Here is a 4,236-nt window from a genome sequence, read left to right as displayed (position 1 = left end):
GTCGCATCTGGCCGGGCGGCATTCGGAACCTACGGGGCGAACCATGCTGAAAAGGGGCACTCACATAAGCCGCTTACCTGCTTTGAACTGCATAAACGCCCTCTGAGTGGTCGTTAAGTCCGACTTCTCTTCGTTCGTGATCGCTCGATCGTGGCATTGATCGCGGTCCGGGCTGCTCGATGGGCATGTCCATGTTGAGATGCGGGGCGTGATGAGAGAGCCGTATCTCAGCGATTTGTCGGATGGGCAGTGGGCGTTGATCGAGCCGATGATCACGGCCTGGAAGCAGGGCCGGGTGGCGCGGTCGGCGACCGGAGACCCCGGGTCCTGCGACTTGAGGGAGGTCGTGAACGCGATCTTCTATCAGAACCGGACGGGCTGTCAGTGGCGGATGTTGCCGCATGACTTGCCGGCCCGGTCGGCGGTGTTCTACTACTTCAGGTTGTGGCGCGAGGACGGGCTTGACCAGCGGATCCAGGAGCTCCTTCGTTGCCAGGTCCGGGAGAAGGCCCGCCGATTAGAGGACCCGTCCCTCGTGATCATCGACACCCAGTCCGTCCGCGCCGCGGCGGGTGTCCCCAGGACCACGACGGGGCTGGACGCGAACAAAAAGGTCTCGGGGCGCAAGCGGGGACTGGCCGTCGACGTGCTGGGGCTGATCATCGGCGTCGTCGTCATGGCCGCCTCCGCGCACGACAACGCGGCCGGCACCGCCCTGCTCGACCAGGCCGCCGAGCGATGCGGGATGCGCCTGGAGAAAGTGCTGGTCGACCAAGGCTTCAAGGAAGCGGTCATCGTTCACGGCGCTCTGCTGGACATCGACGTCGAGGTCGTCCGCCGCAACCCTGCCGACCGGGGCGAAGGGTTCGTCCCGCAGCCCAAGCGGTGGGTGGTCGAGCAGACGAACGGCACGCTGATGCTCCACCGGCGTCTGGCCCGTGAGTACGACCACCGGCCCGACACCTCCGCCTCGCGCGTCTACTGGGCCTCCACCGCGAACATGGCCCGGCGCCTCACCACACCCACGCCGGCCTGGCGCGACACCATCGGGCTGGCCGCGTGAACATCACCGAACTTCTGGTCGACCTTCACATCCAGGAGAACGCGGCCACGGCCCGGGCGGACGAACTCCGCAATCAGATCGCGCACTTCACCGCCGCCCTCGCCGAGACCGAAGTCCGCCTCGCGGAACTCGCCACCACCCGCAAGATCATCGCCGAACTCGTACCTACCGGCACCGAACCCGATCCGCCCGAGTCGAGCACCGCCTACCAGGCCATCGTCGACGCCTTCAACCAGCACCCCGACCAGGCGTTCCGGGCCCGCGAGCTGCACGAACTCCTCGACATGCCCACCGACGAGGCATCCGTCAACATCACCCGCAGCCGCCTCGGACGCCTCACCCGCCAAGGCTTCCTCACCCAACCCGGACGAGGCCGCTACCAGAAACGGACTTAACGCCCACTGAACACGCTGTCCAGGCCCTGCGGCCCATTTCCGCAGGTGGACGAAGGTGGCGGCACGCCACCCGTTCAGGGCGGTGCGGAGACGTGAGGGTCTTCTGCGTTCAGGGGGAGTTTCCGGCCAACCTGGACGCACGGGGACAGCCGTTCGGTTCCTGCCTTCCGCCGTTCACTCTTCCCTGATCGGATGGCCCTCGCCAACACACCGGCGCCGATCCAACGGCGCCGAGGCAACTGGGAACGGGAGGCACTTCGGTGAATCTGGTGGTCAACGGGGACGCGGAGAGCGGGGCGGGCGGGACGGCGACCCCCGTCGGCTCCGTCACCGGGTGGAGCATCCGGCAAGGGGCTCCCTCGCTCGTCAACTACAGCCTCGGGGGCGGCTATCCGACTCCGTCCACCCCTGGCCCGGGCAATCGCGGCAGCCGGTTCTTCTCCGGCGGGAACAGCCCCGTCACCGAGCTGGTGCAGGACATCGCGATACCGGCCGACGTGGACGGCGGCTCCGTCCGCTACGCCCTGGCCGGCTGGCTCGGCGGCTACCTCGGCCAGGAGGACGGCGTCCAGCTCTCCGTCGAGTTCCGCGACGCGAAGGGCGCACCCCTCGCGCTGTCCGTGCTCGGGCCGGTCACCGCCGCCGAGCGGGGCTTCCGTACCGCCCTCCTCCAGCGGACCGCGGCCTCCGCCGTACCGCCCGGCACCCGCGGCGCGCGGGTGCGGCTGGTGTTCACCCGGGCGGGCGGCACCTCGAACGACGGCTACGCCGACTCGATCTCGCTTACGCTCACGGAAGGCACGGCATGAGAGCGACCCGCACGCCCGCGCCGCGCCTGAACCGGCGCGACCTGCTCAAGGCGGCCGGCGCCGTCGGCGCCCTCAACCTCGCCTGGCCGCTCAGCGCCGGCCTCTCCCCCGCCCAGGCCCTGGAGGCGGCCGAGGCCCTCGGGGCCTCGTACGACCCGGCGCCCTTCACCCTCGGCGTGGCCTCCGGCGACCCGCAGCCGGGCGGGGTAGTGCTCTGGACCCGGCTCGCGCCGGAGCCGCTGGCCGCCGAGCAGGCGCTGCCGGACCTCGTCGAGGTGGAGTGGGTACTCGCCGAGGACCCCGGGCTCGTACGGGTCGTCGCGCGCGGCACCCACCCCGCCTCGGCCACTCTCGGCCACAGCGTGCACGTCCAGGTGGCCGGCCTGGCCCCCGGGACCCGCTACTGGTACGCCTTCAAGGCTCTCGGCCACACCAGCAGGACCGGCCGTACGAAGACCGCCCCGGTCGGCCCGGTCCCGCGCGTGCGGTTCGCCGCCGCCAACTGCCAGGCCTTCTACGACGGCTACTACGCGGCGCACCGCGGGATCGCCGCCGAGGACGTGGACTTCGTCGTCCACCTCGGGGACTACATCTACGAGCACGGCCCGGTCGGCGGGGACCACGTACGCGACCACGACGCGCCGCAGACCCTCACGCTCGCGGACTACCGCCGCCGCCACGCCCTCTACAAGGGCGACCCCTCGCTGCGCGACGCGCACGCCGCCCACCCGTGGTTCCTGACCTGGGACGACCACGAGGTGGTCAACGACTACAGCGGCACGACCAGCGGCGCTCCCTTCCTGCGCCGCCGCTCCGCCGCCTACCAGGCCTGGTACGAGAACCAGCCCCATCGCGACGCCTCGGCGACGGGCGGCGCCGGCCTGCCGGACCCCGAGATCCACCGGGTCCGCCGCTGGGGGGACCTGGTGGAGCTGACGGTGCTCGACCTGCGCTCGTACCGCACGGCGCAGAACCTCGCCGACGGCAGCATCCTGGGCGGCCGGCAGAAGGACTGGCTGAAGCGGAACGTCTCCACCGCCCCCGAGGCCTGGCACGTATGGGCCAACTCGATCATGCTCAGCCAGCTGCGCTCGCGCGTCGGCGGCTCGTACATGTTCACCGACCAGTGGGACGGGTTCACGGCGGAGCGCAAGGAGGTGCTGGGCCACGTCCACGCGGCCGGGATGGAGGACCTGGTCGTCATCACGGGCGACTGGCACTCGGCCTTCGTGGACGACATCCGGCCGGACTTCGACAACACCTCCTCGCCGGTGATCGGGACGGAGTTCACCGCCCACTCGGTGACCTCGGGTGCGTACAGCGCGGACTGGAACAAGACCTACGGCCCGGTCATGGGCAAGGCGAACCCGCACCTGAAGTACTTCGAGGGCAACCGGTACGGGTACGACGTGTACGAGGCCACGCCCACCCGCTTCTCGGCCCACATGCGGGTGATCGCCGACCGGCGGGACCCGGCCTCCCCGGTCACGACGCTGACCAGCTTCCACATCGACCGGGGCCGGGCGGGCTCGTACGAGGACCCTGCGACGAAGACCTCACCCGCTCAGTGGCGCCGAGACTAGGGAGCGTATCGAGTCGTGATCAATCTGTGGGATCTACCTTCGTGGCACGGCCCGGTCCGGTGGACCGTCTTGCGTGACGCGAGTTCAACTGACTGATTCTGAGTGGGAATTCATCGAGCCGTACCTGCCGATCGGCGAGTACGGCCCGTATCCTGAGCGGCTGCGGCAGCAGTTCGAGGGTGTGATCTGGCGGTTCAAGACGGGCGAGCAGTGGCGGGAGATGCCGACGGAGTTCGGCGCCTGGTCGACCGTCCACAACCGATTCCGGCAGTGGCGCGACGCCGGGGTCTTCTAGTGCCGCGTCAGCCAGGGTTCGCCCTCTCGTGACGTGTCGCCCGGTTGCTGCGGTCGGCAGCTCCGGGCGGTCAGAATGATCACGTGGCTGA

4 protein-coding genes and 1 pseudogene are annotated in these 4,236 nt (G+C 69.7%); all 5 read left to right on the top strand.

Annotation, left to right across the window (positions count from 1 at the left end):
• Positions 1-208 precede the first annotated feature (208 nt).
• Entirely contained in the window at positions 209-1,063 is an 855-nt protein-coding gene (locus ACGF2Y_RS36515) for an IS5 family transposase (protein WP_392956384.1), read from the top strand.
• The gene (locus tag ACGF2Y_RS36510; RefSeq protein ID WP_392956381.1) at positions 1,060-1,458 is read left to right on the top strand and encodes a hypothetical protein; all 399 of its coding nucleotides are present in this window, start codon (positions 1,060-1,062) and stop codon (positions 1,456-1,458) included. The genes ACGF2Y_RS36515 and ACGF2Y_RS36510 overlap by 4 nt, the downstream gene beginning before the upstream one ends.
• 260 nt (positions 1,459-1,718) lie before the next feature.
• Entirely contained in the window at positions 1,719-2,267 is a 549-nt protein-coding gene (locus tag ACGF2Y_RS36505; RefSeq protein ID WP_392956379.1) for a phosphoesterase, read from the top strand.
• Entirely contained in the window at positions 2,264-3,850 is a 1,587-nt protein-coding gene (locus ACGF2Y_RS36500) for an alkaline phosphatase D family protein (protein ID WP_392956376.1), read from the top strand. Before ACGF2Y_RS36505 ends, ACGF2Y_RS36500 begins: the two co-directional genes overlap by 4 nt.
• Positions 3,851-3,923: 73 nt before the next feature.
• Positions 3,924-4,142: pseudogene (locus ACGF2Y_RS36495) on the top strand (transposase); the annotation flags it as partial.
• Positions 4,143-4,236 lie beyond the last annotated feature (94 nt).

This window comes from Streptomyces sp. NPDC048142 (assembly GCF_043202835.1).
Taxonomy (GTDB): domain Bacteria; phylum Actinomycetota; class Actinomycetes; order Streptomycetales; family Streptomycetaceae; genus Streptomyces.
Note: the sequence above shows the minus strand (reverse complement) of the source record. Positions and strands in the feature narration are given on the sequence as shown.

Coding starts and splice junctions, on each gene's coding strand:
- ACGF2Y_RS36500 (WP_392956376.1), top strand. CDS start 2,264: ATGAGAGCGACCCGCACGCCCGCGCCGCGCCTGAACCGGCGCGACCTG.